The organism is Nocardia crassostreae (assembly GCF_001613405.1).
Taxonomy (GTDB): Bacteria; Actinomycetota; Actinomycetes; order Mycobacteriales; family Mycobacteriaceae; genus Nocardia; species Nocardia crassostreae.
On the sequence record NZ_BDCH01000014.1, the window covers coordinates 1 to 15652 of the forward strand.

Here is a 15652-nt window from a genome sequence, read left to right on the forward strand (position 1 = left end):
GCAGGAGGGCTGCGGCGGCCAGGCCCTTGAAGGTGGAGCAGAAGGCGAAGCGTTCATCGGCTCGGTGGGCGACCGTCGCACCGGATCCCGTGGCGAGGGCGTAGACGCCCAGGCGGGCGTCGTACTTCCGCTCCAGTTCGGTGAAGCGGGCGTCGTGCGGAGTCGGCGGGACGGTCGGGGTGGGCGGTGGCACCGTTTGCGGAGTCGTGCGCAGTCAGCATCCGGCCAGTGTCAGCAGGGCGGCCGCACCGAGAAAGCCGCGGCGGGTCACGGTGCCCGATCGTGATGTCGTCAACTTCGTCTCTCTGTTTCGCGTCGGATGCTCATGGACGAGTCGAGGCTCGCATCCCGCGATGGATGCCGTCCAAGACGGAAAGTGGCTCATCCATGTCGAAATGGCATAGGGTCTGGTGCCGTGGATGTGCTGGCCGCGTGTAAGGCGTTCGTCGCGGTGAGCAGGCACGGCAGTTTCACCAATGGGGCGGCGGCGGTGCGGATCCCGCAGTCGGTGGCCAGCCGCCGGATTGCGGCGCTGGAGAAGCACTTCGGGGCAAGGCTGCTCGAACGCACCTCACGCACAGCGACCTTGACGCCGTTCGGCCGGGACATGCTGCCATCGGCGCGTCGCCTGGTCGAACTGGCCGAGGCGATGGAGTCCGAGGCCGAGCGCGCCAAACTGCGCCCTTTCCGGCTGGCCGTGCCCGCGCTATGCCCGCCGCTGTCGCTCGCCCGGCTCGTCGCCGACGGTCGCCGGGCGGAGCTGAATCTCGAACCGCGCCCCGCCGCACCCGGTGAGCGCGCGGAACTGGTCCGCACGCAGGAGGTTCGCGCGGCCGTCGTCGCGGTCCCGGCTGATCAGGGTGTCTGGTGCGTGCCGCTCGGGCTCGCCGATACCTCGGGTCCGCATGTCGCGCCGGTCTTTCTGGAAACCCTGCGTGCTCGCCGTGGCGGTGGCATCGACCGTCGCGTCTGGATGCAGCCGGAAGACGATGTACCGCATATTCGCGACCGGGTCATCCGGGCGCGTGACGCACTCGGGTTGCGACCGGCCCAGGTGGTCGTGGCCGATTCGCATATCGCCGCGGCGGCCGAGGCGCTCGGTTCGGAGGATCTGCTGCTGTGCTCGCCCAGTCAGGCGCGCGAGCTCGGACTGCACTGGCGGCCCATCGGTGAATTGGCGGTGCGCCGCGGCTATGCCCTCGCGGCGGGACAGCGGGAGGATCTCGAACGCCTCCGCGCGCTCCCGCCGGAAGTGATCGGCCGCTGCCTCGGCGCGGCGGACACGGCAGTCGAGGGCGAACGTTCGCCCGGCGAAGGGATTCGGTGATGGGAGCGACGCGAGCCTTGCGCGAGGCCCGCCGCGAGCTGCACGATGCGGGACTGTCCGGCGCGTTCCTGGTGCGCGATCTGGACTCCGGCGACGAATTCGGCCTCGAGGCCGATCTGGAGCTGCCGATCGCCTCGCTGGTCAAGATCCCGCTCGCGGTGGCCACGCTGGAGCGCGCCGATCGCGGCGAGCTCGATCCGGCGACACCGATCGTGGTCGAGCCGGGACGCATCACCACGCCGGGGCCGACGGGTATCGCCAAGTTCCGGTACCCGGCCACGGTCGCCATCCACGACCTGCTGTATCTGACCCTGGCCATCAGCGACAATGCCGCCGCGGACGCCCTGTTCGGCATCACCCCGCCCGCCGCCGTGACGGCCGAACTGCGGCGGCTGGGCTACGAGGGCCTGACCGTGCGCCACACGATGGCCGAGCTCATGCGCACGCCAGCAGAATCGTTCGGGCCCACACAGGCCCATCTCGCACACACGCTCGCCATCGCGGGCGCGACGACCGGACGCGGGCACCAGGTGCCGCAGCTCGATATCGGCGCCGCCAATACCGGTTCCGCACGCGCCTTCGTCGACCTGCTGCACGGCCTGTGGCGGCCCAGCCGGATTCAACCCGCCGCCGCGGCCGAAGTCCGGGAGCTTATGTCGTACAACATTATTCGCCAGCGACTGACCCCCGACTTCAGCTCCGACGCGTCGCGCTGGTCGTCGAAGACCGGGACCCTGCTGAACCTGCGCCACGAGGTCGGCGTGGTCGAGCATACCGACGGTCAGGCGCTCGCTGTCGCGGCCCTGACCGAGTCGCGGGTCCCGGCCGCCGTTCAGCCGGGCGCGGAAGCGAGCATGGCGCGCGTGGCCCGGCTGCTGCACGACGAACTGCGGGCCGCCCCCGGCCGATGACGGATCGCGTGATGGCCACTACTTCCGGCGGATCGAGGCTTCCACCAAATCCAGTACGGCCGAGAGGTTGTCGTTGGCGTGGCCGGAGGCGATGCGGGCGATGAGGCCGTCGAGGACGAGGTCGAGGTAGCCGAGCAGGACCTCGGTGGGGACGTCGTCGCGGAGGGCGCCTTCGGCTTTACGCTTTTCGAGGCGGGCGACCGTTGCAGCGGTGAGTTCTTCGGAGCGCTGTTCCCAGTTCTTGCGGAAGTCCGGGTCGTTGCGCAGGCGGCGGGCGATCTCCAGGCGGGTGCCGAGCCAGTCGAAATCCTCGGGGTGCGCGAGCATATCGCGCATGACCTGGACCAGACCCTGGGTGGCGGCGACTTCGGCCATGCGGCCCGCGTCCTCCTGGGCGAGGGCCAGGAAGAGTGCGTCCTTATCGCGGAAGTGGTGGAAGATGGCGCCCCGGGACAGGCCCGTTGCCTCTTCGAGGCGGCGGACGGTGGCGCCCTCGTAGCCGAATTCGGCGAAGCAGCTGCGTGCTCCGTCGAGGATCTGGCTGCGGCGGGCGGCGAGGTGGTCGTCACTGACCTTGGGCATGGACTCCTCCGAAACGGGGTGTGCGGGATCTCCACACCGGTGATCCGGCGCGGAGATCCCGCACGAGCGACGAGCGAAGCGATCCGGGCGGATCGCGCGGCGGAGACCGGAATCCGGTCCCCGCCACCACGACTCGGCGTCGAAACAGCCCTTCTTCGCCGAGTCGCGTGGTGGTGCTTGGTTCCTAGCCGCGAATCATGTTGCGCAGCACGAACTGCAGGATGCCACCGTTGCGGTAGTAATCCGCTTCACCGGGGGTATCGATGCGGACCACCGCGTCGAAGACGACCTTCTCGCCGTTCTCCTTGGTGGCGGTCACCTTCATGGTCTTCGGAGTCACACCCTCGTTCAGCTTGGTGATGCCCTCGATATCGAAGACCTCGGTGCCGTCCAGGTTCAGCGACTTGGCCGACTCGCCCGCCGGGAACTGCAGCGGCACAACGCCCATGCCGATGAGGTTGGAGCGGTGGATGCGCTCGAACGACTCGGTGATGACGGCCTTGACGCCCAGTAGGCGGGTGCCCTTGGCGGCCCAGTCACGCGAGGAACCCGAGCCGTACTCCTTGCCGCCCAGCACGACCAGCGGAATGCCCGCGGCCTGGTAGTTCTGCGAGGCGTCGTAGATGAACGCCTGCGGGCCACCGTCCTGGGTGAAGTCGCGGGTGTAACCGCCCGAGACGTCGTCCAGGAGCTGGTTGCGCAGACGGATATTGGCGAAGGTGCCGCGGATCATGACCTCGTGGTTGCCGCGACGCGAGCCCAGGGAGTTGTAGTCCTTGCGCTCCACGCCGTGCGAGTCGAGGTACTGCGCCGCCGGGGTGCCCGGCTTGATCGGACCGGCCGGGGAGATGTGGTCGGTGGTGACCGAATCGCCCAGCAGCGCCAGCACGCGCGCGCCCTTGATGTCCTCGACCGGGGCCGGGTCCATGGTCATGCCATCGAAGTACGGCGCCTTGCGGACGTAGGTCGAGTTCTCGTCCCACGCGAAGGTGTCGCCCTCGGGGGTGTTCAGGCCCTGCCAGCGCGCATCGCCCGCGAAGACGGTGGCGTAGGACTTGGTGAACATGTCCCGGCTGATGGCGGACTTGATGGTGTCGTCGATCTCCTGCGGCGACGGCCAGATGTCCTTCAGGAAGACGTCATTGCCGTCCTTGTCCTGACCCAGCGCGTCGGTCTCGAAGTCGAAGTCCATGGTGCCCGCGAGCGCGTAGGCGATGACCAGCGGCGGGGAGGCCAGGTAGTTCATCTTCACGTCGGGGGAGATGCGACCCTCGAAGTTGCGGTTACCGGAGAGGACCGCGGTGACCGAGAGGTCGTTGTCGTTGATCGCCTTGGAGATCTCCTCCGGCAGCGGACCGGTGTTGCCGATGCAGGTGGTGCAGCCGAAGCCGCCCACGTAGAAGCCCAGCTTCTCCAGGTACGGCCAGAGACCGGCCTTCTCGTAGTAGTCGGCGACGACCTGCGAGCCCGGGGCCATATTGGTCTTGACCCACGGCTTGGACGCGAGGCCCTTCTCGACGGCATTGCGGGCCAGCAGGGCCGCGCCGATCATGACCGACGGGTTGGAGGTGTTGGTGCAGGAGGTGATGCCCGCGACCACGACGGCGCCGTGATCGAGGACGAACTCGCCGCGCTCCGGATCGGTGACCTTGATCGGCTTGGACGGACGGCCGGTGTTGCCGTTCGCGGCGGACGGCAGGATGGCGTCGTCGTCGGCGAAGGACAGCGCGGCGGCGTCGGAGGCCGGGAAGGACTCCTCGATGGCCTCGTCCAGGTGCGAGTACGGGGTGACGGCGGCGGGGCCGGTCTCCGCATCGTTGGTGTAGTTGTGGATGTCCTTGCGGAAGGCGGTCTTGCTCTCCGACAACAGGATCCGGTCCTGCGGGCGCTTGGGTCCGGCGATGGACGGCACCACGGTGCTCAGGTCCAGCTCCAGGTACTCCGAGTACGCGGGCTCGTTGTCGGCGTTGTGCCACATGCCCTGTTCCTTGGCATACGCCTCGACGAGCGCGAGCTGCTCATCGGTGCGGCCGGTCAGGCGCAGGTAGTTGATGGTCTCCTCGTCGATCGGGAAGATCGCCGCGGTGGAGCCGAACTCGGGGCTCATATTGCCCAGGGTGGCGCGGTTGGCCAGGGGCACCTCGGCGACGCCCTTGCCGTAGAACTCGACGAACTTGCCGACCACACCGTGCTTGCGCAGCATGTCGGTGACGGTGAGCACCACGTCGGTGGCGGTGACGCCCGGCTTGATCTCACCGGTCAGCTTGAAGCCGACGACGCGCGGGATGAGCATGGAGACCGGCTGGCCCAGCATGGCGGCCTCGGCCTCGATGCCGCCGACGCCCCAGCCCAGCACGCCCAGGCCGTTGACCATGGTGGTGTGCGAGTCGGTGCCGACGCAGGTGTCCGGGTAGGCCTGGCCGTTGCGGACCATGACGGTGGGGGCCAGGTATTCGATATTGACCTGGTGCACGATGCCCATGCCCGGGGGGACGACCTTGAAGTCGTCGAAGGCGCCCTGGCCCCAGCGCAGGAACTGGTAGCGCTCGCCGTTGCGCTGGTATTCCAGGTCGACATTGCGCTCGAGGGCGTCGGCGCGGCCGAAGACGTCGAGGATGACCGAGTGGTCGATGACCATATCGGCGGGGGAGAGCGGGTTGACCTTGTTGGGGTCGCCGCCGAGGGCGGTGACGGCCTCACGCATGGTGGCGAGGTCGACCACACAGGGGACACCGGTGAAGTCCTGCATGATCACGCGGGCGGGCGTGAACTGGATTTCGGTGTCGGGCTGGGCATTGGGATCCCAGTTCGCGATGGCGCGAATGTGGTCGGCGGTGATGTTCGCGCCGTCCTCGGTGCGAAGCAGGTTCTCCGCGAGGACCTTGAGGGCGTAGGGCAGCTTCTCGGTGCCGGGCACGGCCGACAGGCGGAAGATCTCGTAGGAGTTCTCTCCGACCTGCAGGGTGCCCTTGGCGCCAAAGGTATCGATACTCGTCACGTTCAGCTCCACTCGTCTGTGAATGGTTGGCCACCGGCGGGGCTGTGCCGATGGCTCGTCGAGGCGCAGGCCTCGTCCGTGTTCGAGCCTAACAGTACGCTTGTCCTGTGAACGCGCGGGGGAGGGTTCCGACCGGCCAGTGCAGCTTACGGCGTGCCGTGGTGAGATGATACGATGAGTCGTCGCGTACTGTGCCTTCGTGACCGTCTCGCGTACCTCGGTTTTCGCGCCTTTGAAGGCGGAACTACCGCCGAACACCGATCTGAAGGCAATCCTGCTGGATCTGGCCGACAATCACGTCGCCGCGCCCAAGGGCCGGGATCAGGACAAGCTCGCGGTGATCGCCGCGGACGCGCGTGAGCACGGGATCGATCTCAACATCATTGTGGTGCAGGGCAACCCCGGTATCGAGGCCAATCTGCGCGATCTCGCGACCGAGGTCGGCAAGGAGGAGCACGGCACCGTGGTCGTCTTCGGCGACGACTGGATCGGCACCTACAGTGAGCAATTCACCCGCGCGCGGCTGGAATGGGCCGAGGACAAGGCGAAGTACCGCGGGCCGAATCACACGGTGGAGGCGGCGCAGATCTTCGTGGATCGGCTCGAGCAGCCGGAGGCGGTGTCCTGGACGGTGATCACGCTGGTGGTGCTGGCGGGTCTGCTCGCGGTCATCGGCGGGCTGTACGTGGTGAAGCGCAAGCGTTCGGCGGGGGAGACGGCCGCCGACGATCGCGCGCCCGTCGCCTGATCGCACTCCTTTGCCGCCAGTAGGCTAATTACTGGCAACGAACAAAATTCCTTCGGGTCTCCCGGGCGCGCCTGACCCTCCGTAACCCATAAGTGTCGTACGGTTTCGCGATGGCACTGATGGGGACAGAGTGTCGTAAGGGGCGACCGGGAGGTTCGATGCGACAGCCGAGGCGTCGACGTCTGCGTACCATCCGGATCGCTACCGAGTTGCTGGTGGTGCTGATCGTCCTGGTGATCGGGATGACCACCGGGCAGGCCGTACCGCCGCCACCGCCCAATCCCAGCGATGGCGAGATCGCCGATGCGGGCGCCCAGGTCGATGCGAATCTCGGTGAGGTCGGCGCGCTCATCAATCAGGTGGCCGGTGTCGAACAGCAGTTGCGGCAACTCGACGATGCCGTCGCCGCCCGCCGCGAAGCCGTCAACAAGGCCCTGGTGGATCTCCAGATCGCCCGGGACGCCGCCGACGCCGCGGCCCGCGCGGTCACGCAGTGCCAGACCGAACTCGCCGATGCCGGAACCAATGTCGATCGCGCGCACGACGATTTCGACAAATACGTCGCCCAGGTCTACATGCGCCCCGGCTCGACTTCACTGATCAACTATCTGGCCGCCCCCAGCCCCGAGATCGCCATGGCCCGCGCCCAGGTCCTGACCATCGCCTCCATGAATCAGCAGGACGTGGTCAACGACCTGCGCCGCGCCCAGGTCGATCAGGCCAACAAGACCGCGACCGCCAAACAGGCCCAGCAGGCCGCCGACGCCGCCGCGGCCGACGCCGAAGTCAAGAAAACCGAAGCCCAGAACGCCGTCGCCGCCGCCCAGGCCGAACTGGACCAGCAGACCACCCGCCGCAACGACCTGCTCTCCCAACGCGATTCGGCCCAGCAGCGCCTCGACCTGGCCCGCTCCCAGGTCGCCGGTCTGCAAAGCCAGCGCGACGCCTACCTCGCCTGGGACCAGCAACGCCGCGCCGAAGAGGCCGCCGCCCGCCGCGCCGCCGCCGAAGCGGCAGCCCGCGTAGCCGCCGACCGCGCCTCCAACGACCGCGCCGCCGAAGCCGCCTAGGGCCACCGCCCCCACACCGCGCTCGACGAGGCACCCCCACCCTCCCGCTACAACCAGCAACCCTCCCGCCCCACCGGCGCCCGCTCCGATCTGGTCGAAATAGTCGTCGACCGCGCCATGTCCCAACTCGACGTCCAATACGCCTGGGGCGGCGGCGACGAAGACGGCCCCACCCAAGGCATCCGCGACGGCGGCGTAGCCGACAGCCACGGCGACTTCGGCAAAGTAGGCTTCGACTGCTCCGGCCTCATGATCTACGCCTTCGCCGGAATAGGCGTCTCCCTCCCGCACTACAGCGGCTACCAATACACCATGGGCTCCCGAGTCCCCGTCTCCGACCGCGAACGCGGCGACATGATCTTCTGGGGCCCCGGCGGCAGCCAACACGTAGCCCTCTACCTCGGCAACGGCAAAATGGTGGAAGCCCCCCAATCCGGCGACGTGGTCCGCGTCTCCCCGGTCCGCGAAGACGGCATCATGCCCTACGCCGTCCGCATCGCCTCCTGATTCGGTCACCCCGTCTTGGGGCGTGGCCAGGCTTGAATCGCCCGCCTGAACTCGCACGAACCAATCCGAGTCGAGTAGCGGAGCACTCGTTCCCCGCAGGACTCCCAATGCCAGGATTTGTTGTGCCGGGGGTGGATTTTCAGGCAGTTCAGCAGGGAGGGAATGGATATGGACCTCTTAGAGGTGGTCAAGACAGCGAGCAGGCCGTATACGACGCTGCGGTGGGAGTCGTCGATCTTCGGGGAGCTTTTCACGACCAAGCAGCTCGCGTTCACGATGGAGGCGCAGACCCAGAGCAATTGGTGCTGGGCGGCGACGGCGACGAGCGTGTCGCACTACTACTGGTTATTCAGTCATTGGACGCAGTGCAAGGTGGCCTGCAATGAGTTGTCGCGCACCGATTGCTGTGGTTCGCCGGTGCCGAGCGAATGCAATGTCCCGTGGTATCTGGATCGGGCGCTGACTCGAACCGACAACCTCGACAGTTTCACGGGGGCGATCACTTTCGACCGGATCAAGCAGGAGATCGACGCTGGCCGGCCGATCGGCGCGCGTATCGAATGGGGCACCGGTGGCGGGCACTTCATGGTCATCTACGGCTACGGGTACTTCCATCGCCGAGTGCATTCGCGGCCGAGATATTACGTTGATATCGACGATCCGATCTACGGCAAGCAGCACGTGAGCCTCGACGCTTTCACGAACAACTATCGAGGCGATGGGCGATGGACCAGCACCTTCTTCACGAAGGAGTACTACGAAATGCCATGGATTCCGATACGCGTCGAGGAGCCGATCCTGCGGCGGATCTGGGAACTGCGCGAGATCCTGGACGTGAAGCAGGCGCCCGGGCCGCAGTACGACGGGCATCCGGATCCCCGCCCGGTCGACATCGGTTTCGCGCAACGCCTCTACACCCTGGGCCTGGACGGTCTCCTGTCCGGAAAGACAGAGCCGACGCAGGCCGGGCTGCGGGTGTACGAGTCCCAGGCGGGTACGCTCACGGCCTACTTCGACGTCGAGGAAGGCGAGGACCCCACGGTGCGTCAGATGTCCTCTGCCGCAGCGTATCTCGAATCGGTGTCACGGGCATCGAATATCGCGGTGCCGTTGGCCGAGGGCGACGAACGAGACTGTGAGGTGCGGTTGCTGCGCGTGCCCGCACTGAATTTCGAAGCCGTGTGGCTCAGCCACGAAGACGGTGCGGGCGACCAGCTGGTTCCATTGCGGGCGGTGCGTGGATTGGCGGCGGGCGAGACATACGGCCTCGCCGAGGCCATCGACGAATTACGCAGGGCGGCAAGGCCACTCGTCGATATGGACGACATGATGGGTGCCTGAACGGCGTACCCTGCGAAGCTGGTCACCCAGTATCGACTACACCGAATCACAGCTTCGCCGGCAGCCAGGCCGTGTTCGCCAACTGCTCCGCCAGGGAGTCCGCTTGACGGACTCCCTGGCGGAAGGCTTCCGGCCAGCTCGCGAGCGGATTGCCGGCGTAGGCCCTGAAGACATCGATCATGGCGGAGTCGGGACCGAACCGGACGACGGTGCCGACGGAAGTGCGGGCGAGTTCGGCTTTGAGATGCACGGGCGGAACCTGGTGCGCCAGTGGCTCGATGACTACGAGAATGTCGGATTCCACGGCGACGTCCGCGTTGGTCGCCGACCACACTCCGCCATCGATGTAATAGCGGTCGGCGAGGAGAACCGGAGGAAACGCGCCGGGGAGAGCGCGGCTGGCGGTCAACGCGGTGGCCAGTGGGATGCCGCTGTCGCTGCCCCACACGCGACGCTCGGCGGTCTCGGCATCGACGGCGACGATCCGCAGCCGCTCGGGCCAGTCGCTTCCGGCTACCAGTGCCTCCATGGGTTCGAAGTGGCTCGCTCGCGCCGGTTCCTCCGCCATTGCCAGGTGGCTCACCTTGCGCCGGGTGGCGTCCCTGTTCGGGCTCGGGTCGAACAGCAGGGAGAAGACCGCCGCGAGCAACTCGGGTTTCATCGCAGGACGGGGATCCGCATCAGGGCCGCCGTGACGGTCGGCGAACGCGTCGAGGTCGCGGCCGATCGACTGTGCCGCGGCGACCATGGCTCCGGCCGAGGTGCCGACAATCGAGTCGGCGGAACCCAAATCGATTCCGCGGCGACGCAATTCGGCGGCCAAGCCGGTCATCCACGCGGCGCCCGGGGCTCCGCCTCCGCCCAGGACGACCGAACGTCGACCAGGTCCGGCGCATGTGTGATCAGTGGCACCCACCATGTGGGTCAGCCTATTCCAGCTGTTCCCAGCCCGCGCGGAAAGCCGTCCGCTACCAGGGCAGGCCCAGTTCGGGGTGGATCTGCGCGGTCCACGCGCTGGCGTAATCGACGTTCTCGCACAGCATTCGGTACTGGACCAGGTAACCGAAGCAGGCTGTGACGAGCTGCTCGGTGGCCATCATGTCGACCAGGTACACATCGTCGTGCAGGAGTCGCCGAGCCGCCGGTAGGAAGGTCTGTCCGTCGCAGTCGGTCAGCGCCCGCCGCCGGAACGAGCTGCCGGGCGACATGGATCCCCAGTCCTGCGGTCTGTCCGCGAGACCGAAAGCAACGATCATGTTGGTGCGCAGATAGGTGTGCAGCACGTGATAGTGCAGGAACAGCAGGTTGTTGCCCACCGCCTGACCGCCGTGCCGGTGGTCGAGCGCCGCGCGGATCGCGCTGTCGCCGAGGGACAGCAGCTCCCGAGTGCTGCCGGACTCCATCAGGTCGACGACATGCGCGCACCGGCAGCCGGGGTGGTGATCGACCGCAGCCGCTGCGGAACGGGCGGGTCCGGCGGTGCGGAGGGCATGCCGAGCCGAATCGCCGATGAGCCCGTCCAAGGTGCGACCGAATCGCGTCAGACGCGCACGCGCCCGGACGATCTCACGCGTCGGCCGGGGGAGTTCCCCCGGCAAGGTCAGGGTGTGCGCGCGGTTCTTCCGGAAGACCTCGGTTCCCCGGGTCGTGCATCCGTCGAGACGACACACCCGCCCCGCCAGATACTTTCGACGCTCGACCCGGATCGTCGTCCGCTTGTCGTCGAGATGAATCCGCCCGCACATCCCCACGGGCAGTTCGACGCCCGGATCGCGATACCGCATCGCCAAGGCCGACAGGTCGGCCCAGTCCAGGCGGCCGCGGCCGTGGGGGAGTGACATGCCGATAGTATCGACGGCCGAAACTGGCGACCCGAAGATGTCCTGATCGGGCCTTGACGCGCGACAATGGCGGTAATGCGTTGGCCGATAGCCCTGCTCACCCTCCTGGCCCTCGTCGCGGGCGGGTGCGACGCCACGCGTGAGGGCAGCCCGGCGCCTGTCCCGCCCGCGGCGGCGGATGTCCCGGGCGCGCTGCGCGGCGGGCTCGAACAGCGGGGGTTCGACGTGGTCGGGGAGGTGCCCGACCTCAGTGTGCAGCCACAGAACATCGGTTCGGGCGTGCAGGACGGACGCATGTGGACGCTGCCGGGGTTCGACTACACGCAGTTGAATGCGGCGCTGCGGATGACCGAGGTCGGCATTTTGGCGGGGGCGGAGATCGGGTGGATCCACGTGAACATCTACGAGTACGCCGGGAGCATTCCGGCGGGGGCCGATCCGTGCCACGTGCCGTGGGACCGGCCCGAATCCGGTGCGGACTGCCTGCTCGAACAGGTGGCCGGGGGCGACTCGGTGGTGGTTTTCGAGTACGCGAATCTGCGTGAGGTGTATGTCATTCTGGGCGGAACGGTGGTCGGGACCATCACTGCGGCTGGTGCGCTGGACAGTGAACCGGGTGTGGAGGCTCCGATTGTCGATCGGGGGCAGCAATGGGAGATCACCGAGGAATTGGCGGCGGTTGTGCGCTGATGGCTTCGAGGGTCAGTGCCACTGCGCGTAGGAGAGCATGCCGCCCAGGCAGATTGCCCATGCGAGGGCGGCGAAGATCAGGCTGAACGCCACCGCCGCCGCGGTCGCCGCCGGGCGCGCCGGACCGGGCTCGCGGGTGGTGGCGATCAAGGTGTCGTCGATATCGAGGTAGCGCACCGCGACGGCGTCGCCTTCCACGATGGTCGACGATCCGCCCGATTCCTCGAAGCGGACGGCGCGGCCGGTGCCGGGGGTGTACTCGTAGACATGGTGGAGGGTTGTCCACACGCGCGAATTGCCCGAGCCGCCATGAGTTTTGGTGAAGACTCGGACGCATCGCCCCGCCGCCGTGCGTCCGGTCGTCCAAACCAACCGCCGCCCTGCCTCATCCCGTCGCGACCGGATCGCCTGGGCGATCACCGAGTACGGGATGAGCAACACACCGGCCATGATGGCGCTCGGCACGATGAAGAACAGCACCGACATTCCGGACCCCCTGATATTCCGCCGCATCGACGATTCGACGCGAGACTCATCGGATGTATCGGGCGGGGCGGAGCGGGCGCAACCGAAGGGGGCTGTGCCTTGGGGCGAACGCCGGATCAGTAGGCGATGAAGAGGATCTCGTCGCGGGTGTAGTCGTGGCCGGGATGGTTCTCGGCGAGATGGGCTTTCGTCTTGGTCACGAGGTCGTCCTCGTCGGTGCCGGTGATCTGTTCGCCGCAGGGGCAGTTGAGGCGGGTCTTCATGAAAGGTGGTTCCTTGCCGGGTGGTTCGGACTGTTCGCGGTCGGAACAGCGGTCAATGGTTACTCCGACACAATGCCATGCCGCGCATCGGGCGGAATCTTCTGTGTCAGACCGTCGATGAGATCGGTCACCGCGCGCTCGGTGCGGTAGTCGGCGCGAATGGCGGGCCACCGGTCGAGAGTGCGGGTGACGGCCGGGAACTCGGTGAGCATGCCGGGCGCGCCGTCGGTCCAGCGCGGGCGGGGGTTGCCCGCGGCGGCCGCGGCGGCGCGTTCGTCTTCGGCACGGCGCACCATGAGTTCGCCGAGGGTGTAGCGCCAGGTGACGTTGTACATGTATCCGGCGTATTCGTCGGTCGCGCCGAGTTCATTGGCGGCGCGGATGAATTCGTCGAGGATCCACATGGCGGCCCGGCCGTAGGACTCGCCGGCCACCAGCAGGTCGATGACCCAGGGCAGGCGGTGCAGGGTCTCGATCAGGTGCACGATGATCGCGATGAGGCGCTCGCGTGGGTCGGCCGGGAGGTCGGGGCGTCGCAGTTCCTCGGCGCGGGCGCTCAGTACGGCAATGAAAAGCGCTGCCTTGGTGGGGAAGTGGTGGTAGACGGCGGCGGTGCTGACGCCCAGCTCATCGGCCAGCCCGCGCATGCTGAAGCCGTCCTGGCCGGTATCGGCGAGCAGGCGCAGCGCGGTGTCGACCACCGCCTCCCTGGTGAGGCGGACGGGTCGGCCGCGTTTGCGGGCGGGAGTGGCTGACATTGCACCCATTGTCCGGATCGACCCTCTCGACAGCGGGGTTAGGTTGTGCTTACCTTAATAAAAAGACGCGTTATTTAATTATAGGAGCACGCCGTGAACGACCGATTCCACCCGCACCGGAAGGCGACGCTCGCCGTCGTGTTCCTGGTGATGTTCGTTGTTTCCCTGGATCTTTCGATAGTCAATGTGGCCCTGCCCGAGATCGACGCGGCGCTGCACTTCGGGTCCGCGGGGCTGAGCTGGGTGATCAATGCCTTCATGCTGCCCTTCGCCGGGCTCATGCTGCTGGGCGGCCGCCTCGCCGATCTCGTCGGCCGCCGCACCCTGCTGCTGGCGGGGCTCACCGTCTTCGCTCTGTCCAGCGCCGCGGGCGGCGCGGCCCGGGAGGGCTGGGAACTGCTGGCGGGTCGCGCCGGTCAGGGCGTGGCGGCGGTGCTCGCGCCGATGTCGCTGGCGCTGGCCACCGCCGAATTCCCGGAGGGCCCGAGCCGCGCCAAGGCCATGGCGGTCTGGGGCGGCGCGGGCGCGGCCGGGGGCGCGGTCGGCGTGGTGCTCAGCGGTCTGCTCACCGACCATCTCGGCTGGCGCTGGGTCATGGGGGTGAACCTGGTGTTCGTGGCCGCCGCCGTGGTCGCGGTGCTGCGCGGGGTGGACGGTGCGGGCCCGGCGCGGCCCGCCCGCATCGATATGGCGGGCGCCGCGCTGGTGACCTTCGGAGTGAGCGCGCTGGTGCTGGGCGTCATCGCCACCGATACGCACCCGTGGGGTTCGGCGGCGGTGCTGAGCTGGTTCGCCGCCGGTGCGGTGGCGCTGGCGCTGTTCGTCGTGGTGGAGGCGCGGGTGCCCGAACCGCTGGTGCCGCTGGACATGCTGCGCCGCCGCTCCCTGATCGGCGCGACGGTCTTCGGATTCCTGCTGGTGAGCGGACAATTGGCGAGCTTCTACTTCGTGGCGCAGTTCCTGCAGCGCGTACTGGGCTACAGCCCCACCGGTACAGGCCTGGCCTTCCTGCCCTTCTGCGTGGGCGTGGTGGCCGGGCTGCGCATCGCCATGGCGCTCACCCCGCGATTCGGGACCCGGCCGGTACTGCTGGCGGGTGGCCTGGCCGGAGCCGCGGGCCTGCTGTGGTTCGGGCAGTCCGATCCGGCCACCACCTTCCTGAACGGCATCCTCGGCCCGTCCATCGTGGCCAGCGTCGGCATCGGCGCGGCCATGGTCGCCATGGGTATGGCCGCGGTGGCCGGGGTGGCGCCCGAACAATCCGGCCTGGCTTCCGGAATCCTCAACAGCGCACGGCAATTGGGCGGCAGTCTCGGGCTCGCGGTGCTGGTCACGGTGGCCACGAAGGAGATCGGCGCCGCCACCGACGCCGCGGCGCTCGCCCGCGGCTACGGTGTCGCACTGAGCTGGGGCGCGGTCCTGCTGGCGGTGGGCGCGGTGCTGGCGGCGGTGATTCTGCCGCGCCGTGTCGGTGAACAATCCGCGAACGCGACGGAAACCGCCGTATCCGAAGGGGATCGGATGGGGTGAACGCAGGAAGTTCTGCGCGGCAGGAACTTACCGCGGATCGTCAGGTGTGGGATCCTCGATCTGCCAGCTGCGCTGCGTGATACGCGGACCAGGAATCGGCGTGTGATCGGTGCGAGGAGGAACGATGACCGCGGGTGGGTACGAGCAGAGTGTGGGGCGGGGTGTGGGAGTGATCCCGGCGGGGATCGGGGGCCGGGCGGTGGCCCGGTTCATCGACTGGATCATTGCCGGGATCATCGGCTGGATCCTGTTCTGGGTGCTGGATCGGGTGACGGACCTACCGGGCTGGATCTCGATCCTGCCCGGCGCCGGATTCGGATTCCTCTACTTCGTGCTGTTCGAGGTGGCGACCGGTTCGACACCGGGCAAGAAGATGCTGGGCCTCCATGTCAATGGCGCCGGGGGCGCGGCCAAGCCGAATGTGAAGGAGTCGGCCCTGCGGAATGCCTACATGTTGCTCAACCTGATTCCGTGGATCGGCGGAATCCTCTGGTTCTTCGCGGCCATCGGCATTGCGGTGACGGTGAGCGCGAGTTCGACCAAGCAGGGCTGGCACGACAACATCGCGGGCGGGACGCAGGTCGTCAAGGCGTGATGCGG

14 protein-coding genes and 2 pseudogenes are annotated in these 15652 nt (G+C 67.7%); 8 read left to right on the plus strand and 8 right to left on the minus strand.

Translation table 11 applies throughout. From position 1 onward, the window contains the following. Nucleotides 1-184, minus strand: a pseudogene (locus tag NC4_RS41550) (serine hydrolase); the annotation flags it as partial. A 231-nt stretch (nucleotides 185-415) separates the two neighbouring features. Here NC4_RS41550 and NC4_RS12495 point away from each other — a divergent pair. Next, nucleotides 416-1327, plus strand: a complete 912-nt coding sequence (locus tag NC4_RS12495) for a LysR family transcriptional regulator (protein WP_067536818.1) — start codon at nucleotides 416-418, stop codon at nucleotides 1325-1327. Beyond that, nucleotides 1327-2238, plus strand: a complete 912-nt coding sequence (locus NC4_RS12500; protein WP_067536821.1) for a serine hydrolase — start codon at nucleotides 1327-1329, stop codon at nucleotides 2236-2238. The genes NC4_RS12495 and NC4_RS12500 overlap by 1 nt, the downstream gene beginning before the upstream one ends. 18 nt (nucleotides 2239-2256) lie before the next feature. On the opposite strand, the gene NC4_RS12505 is transcribed toward NC4_RS12500, so the two are convergent. Together NC4_RS12505 and NC4_RS12510 are read right to left on the minus strand one after the other, a co-directional pair. Next, nucleotides 2257-2820 (minus strand): TetR/AcrR family transcriptional regulator, encoded by a 564-nt coding sequence (locus NC4_RS12505; protein WP_067536823.1) that lies wholly within the window; start codon nucleotides 2818-2820, stop codon nucleotides 2257-2259. Nucleotides 2821-3004: 184 nt separating this feature from the next. Further along, nucleotides 3005-5818, minus strand: coding sequence for an aconitate hydratase (locus NC4_RS12510; protein ID WP_067537946.1), 2814 nt, complete (start codon nucleotides 5816-5818; stop codon nucleotides 3005-3007). A gap of 199 nt (nucleotides 5819-6017) precedes the next feature. Here NC4_RS12510 and NC4_RS12515 point away from each other — a divergent pair, with 199 nt between their 5' ends. The 3 genes and pseudogenes from NC4_RS12515 to NC4_RS12525 all read left to right on the plus strand — a co-directional run bounded on the left by NC4_RS12515 (nucleotide 6018) and on the right by NC4_RS12525 (nucleotide 9484). Next, nucleotides 6018-6566, plus strand: coding sequence for an Rv1476 family membrane protein (locus tag NC4_RS12515; RefSeq protein WP_067536825.1), 549 nt, complete (start codon nucleotides 6018-6020; stop codon nucleotides 6564-6566). A gap of 158 nt (nucleotides 6567-6724) precedes the next feature. Further along, a pseudogene (locus tag NC4_RS45100) lies at nucleotides 6725-8143 on the plus strand (NlpC/P60 family protein). Nucleotides 8144-8311: 168 nt separating this feature from the next. Continuing rightward, complete coding sequence (locus tag NC4_RS12525; RefSeq protein WP_169814781.1) at nucleotides 8312-9484, plus strand: C39 family peptidase; 1173 nt, start codon at nucleotides 8312-8314, stop codon at nucleotides 9482-9484. A 46-nt stretch (nucleotides 9485-9530) separates the two neighbouring features. On the opposite strand, the gene NC4_RS12530 is transcribed toward NC4_RS12525, so the two are convergent. Together NC4_RS12530 and NC4_RS12535 are read right to left on the minus strand one after the other, a co-directional pair. Beyond that, on the minus strand, nucleotides 9531-10403 hold the full coding sequence (locus tag NC4_RS12530; protein ID WP_067536832.1) for a patatin-like phospholipase family protein: 873 nt from the start codon (nucleotides 10401-10403) through the stop codon (nucleotides 9531-9533). A 49-nt stretch (nucleotides 10404-10452) separates the two neighbouring features. Further along, nucleotides 10453-11325, minus strand: a complete 873-nt coding sequence (locus NC4_RS12535; protein WP_067536835.1) for a hypothetical protein — start codon at nucleotides 11323-11325, stop codon at nucleotides 10453-10455. Nucleotides 11326-11400: 75 nt separating this feature from the next. Here NC4_RS12535 and NC4_RS12540 point away from each other — a divergent pair, with 75 nt between their 5' ends. Next, nucleotides 11401-12015, plus strand: coding sequence for a hypothetical protein (locus tag NC4_RS12540; RefSeq protein WP_067536838.1), 615 nt, complete (start codon nucleotides 11401-11403; stop codon nucleotides 12013-12015). 12 nt (nucleotides 12016-12027) lie between these two features. Here the strand turns inward: NC4_RS12540 and NC4_RS12545 are convergent, their stop codons facing one another. The 3 genes from NC4_RS12545 to NC4_RS12555 all read right to left on the minus strand — a co-directional run bounded on the left by NC4_RS12545 (nucleotide 12028) and on the right by NC4_RS12555 (nucleotide 13522). Then, a complete protein-coding gene (locus NC4_RS12545; RefSeq protein WP_067536841.1) occupies nucleotides 12028-12501 on the minus strand; it encodes a hypothetical protein in 474 nt (157 codons plus the stop codon). A 116-nt stretch (nucleotides 12502-12617) separates the two neighbouring features. Next, nucleotides 12618-12764 carry a DUF1059 domain-containing protein gene (locus tag NC4_RS12550; protein ID WP_067536842.1) on the minus strand — a complete coding sequence of 49 codons (147 nt, stop codon included), beginning with the start codon at nucleotides 12762-12764 and terminating at the stop codon, nucleotides 12618-12620. A 59-nt stretch (nucleotides 12765-12823) separates the two neighbouring features. Next, nucleotides 12824-13522, minus strand: a complete 699-nt coding sequence (locus NC4_RS12555; protein ID WP_067536845.1) for a TetR/AcrR family transcriptional regulator — start codon at nucleotides 13520-13522, stop codon at nucleotides 12824-12826. A 93-nt stretch (nucleotides 13523-13615) separates the two neighbouring features. On the opposite strand from NC4_RS12555, the gene NC4_RS12560 reads away from it, so the two are divergent. Together NC4_RS12560 and NC4_RS12565 are read left to right on the plus strand one after the other, a co-directional pair. Continuing rightward, a complete protein-coding gene (locus tag NC4_RS12560) occupies nucleotides 13616-15052 on the plus strand; it encodes an MFS transporter (protein ID WP_245721652.1) in 1437 nt (478 codons plus the stop codon). Between the two features lie 124 nt (nucleotides 15053-15176). Then, nucleotides 15177-15647, plus strand: coding sequence for an RDD family protein (locus NC4_RS12565; RefSeq protein WP_067536847.1), 471 nt, complete (start codon nucleotides 15177-15179; stop codon nucleotides 15645-15647). Nucleotides 15648-15652: the final 5 nt, after the last annotated feature.

Coding starts and splice junctions, on each gene's coding strand:
- NC4_RS12500 (WP_067536821.1), top strand. CDS start 1,327: ATGGGAGCGACGCGAGCCTTGCGCGAGGCCCGCCGCGAGCTGCACGAT.
- NC4_RS12505 (WP_067536823.1), bottom strand. CDS start 2,820: ATGCCCAAGGTCAGTGACGACCACCTCGCCGCCCGCCGCAGCCAGATC.
- NC4_RS12525 (WP_169814781.1), top strand. CDS start 8,312: ATGGACCTCTTAGAGGTGGTCAAGACAGCGAGCAGGCCGTATACGACG.
- NC4_RS12530 (WP_067536832.1), bottom strand. CDS start 10,403: ATGGTGGGTGCCACTGATCACACATGCGCCGGACCTGGTCGACGTTCG.
- NC4_RS12535 (WP_067536835.1), bottom strand. CDS start 11,325: ATGTCACTCCCCCACGGCCGCGGCCGCCTGGACTGGGCCGACCTGTCG.
- NC4_RS12540 (WP_067536838.1), top strand. CDS start 11,401: ATGCGTTGGCCGATAGCCCTGCTCACCCTCCTGGCCCTCGTCGCGGGC.
- NC4_RS12545 (WP_067536841.1), bottom strand. CDS start 12,501: ATGTCGGTGCTGTTCTTCATCGTGCCGAGCGCCATCATGGCCGGTGTG.
- NC4_RS12550 (WP_067536842.1), bottom strand. CDS start 12,764: ATGAAGACCCGCCTCAACTGCCCCTGCGGCGAACAGATCACCGGCACC.
- NC4_RS12555 (WP_067536845.1), bottom strand. CDS start 13,522: ATGTCAGCCACTCCCGCCCGCAAACGCGGCCGACCCGTCCGCCTCACC.
- NC4_RS12565 (WP_067536847.1), top strand. CDS start 15,177: ATGACCGCGGGTGGGTACGAGCAGAGTGTGGGGCGGGGTGTGGGAGTG.